This is a genomic window from Aliiglaciecola sp. (assembly GCF_039982535.1).
In the GTDB taxonomy this organism is placed as follows: Bacteria; Pseudomonadota; Gammaproteobacteria; order Enterobacterales; family Alteromonadaceae; genus Aliiglaciecola.
This window is the reverse complement of record NZ_JBDWYG010000078.1, coordinates 1-1,505: the sequence shown is the minus strand read 5'-3', so window position 1 is coordinate 1,505 and position 1,505 is coordinate 1. Positions and strand designations below refer to the sequence as shown.

The following is a 1,505-nucleotide window of genomic DNA, read 5'->3' as shown; positions in this document are numbered from 1 at the left end:
AAGACATATCGGTCACCTTGCTCACGTCCCAACCACTGATGTCCGCATTGAAGGAATTGGCACCTTGAAACATTGATCTCATATTGGTGACCTTGCCCGTCTTAGACGCCCAGTTCATGGGCTGACCACCATTATTGAAATCAACGGCAAACTCGAACATCGAACGCATAGTCGTCACGTTGCTCACGTTCCAACCACTGATGTCCGCATCGAAGGACTTGGCTGAATGGAACATATAGGCCATATATTCCACATTGGCCACGTTCCAGCTGTTGAGATCGGTCGCTGTCCCGGTGAGTGATCTGGCGTCAAGGAACATATAAGACATATCGGTGACATTTTCCAAATTGGGGGCATCCTCGGCCGTCACTTCCAGATGGGTGCATCCATAGAAGGCACGCGACATACTCTGCCACTGGATATCGCCCCAGTCATTGACGAGTAGTAGCTTATTCTTGTCCGATTCACTGCTATTGTTGAAATAGATCCTGGGGAAATCCCCGTAGATCTTTATGGTGTAGGTGTCGGCAGATGGGTACTCATGGCTTGCTAGATTTGCTCCTGAACCTACATGCGTTGTTGGCGTACTGTTGTCACCCCAATCCACGGTGAAGTCGTAACCACTTCCTGTAGTGGGGATGGTAACGGTAAGGTCGCCGTCTCCATAAGCATTGTCCCCTACCGCCCAGGTGGTGACAAAGGGTTCACGGATGTTGAAGCCCGTCCAGTCCGGATGGTTTTGATAAGCAGTTCCCGAACCATCAGGAACGAATATATCTATCTGGTTAGGATTAGTAAAAAAAACATCAATATTATCTACGCCAAAAAAAGTTGGCGGGGTGGTGGCCAATACTGTTACACGAGTTAATTGATTGTCTAGAAAAGCGCCTTCTCCAATACGGGTCACGCTATTGGGAATGGTCACATGGGTCAATTGATTATCTCGAAAAGTATAACGCCCAATACTGGTCACGCTATTGGGAATGTCTATACTGGTTAATTCGTTACCATCAAAAGCAACAGTCCCAATATCGGTCACGGTATTGTGAATGGTTACACTGGTTAATTGGTTATCCTTAAAAGCACCATATTCAATATTGGTAACACTCTCTGGAATCTCTACACTGGTCAATTGGTTATCCCTAAAGACATTATTCCCAAAACTGGTCACATTATCGGTAATCGTTACACTAGTTAGCCCTTTATTCATAAAGGCTTCATTCCCAATACTGGTAACGGTATAGGTATTGCCACTATTAGTGACTGTATTGGGTATTTCTACAGCTGTATCATTTCCTGTATAGCCCGTGGCCGATACCTCACTACCGGATATGGTGTACGCTATTCCGTTTGTAGCGGTAAAATCTTGCCCATAGGTAATCATACTGGTTAGTAGAGTTACTAAAGAATATAAAATTTTTTTAATGTGTTGTTGTTTCATAAGTTTTTATATTTTATATAATATTATTTTAGTTCAAAAAAACAATCAACATAGGTGTTTTAAA

1 protein-coding gene is annotated in these 1,505 nt (G+C 43.5%); it reads right to left on the bottom strand.

Going from position 1 to position 1,505, the window contains the following annotated elements:
- A partial coding sequence (locus tag ABJV04_RS20915) for a BspA family leucine-rich repeat surface protein (RefSeq protein WP_348493675.1) occupies positions 1-1,441 on the bottom strand: 1,441 nt, incomplete at its 3' end.
- Positions 1,442-1,505: the final 64 nt, after the last annotated feature.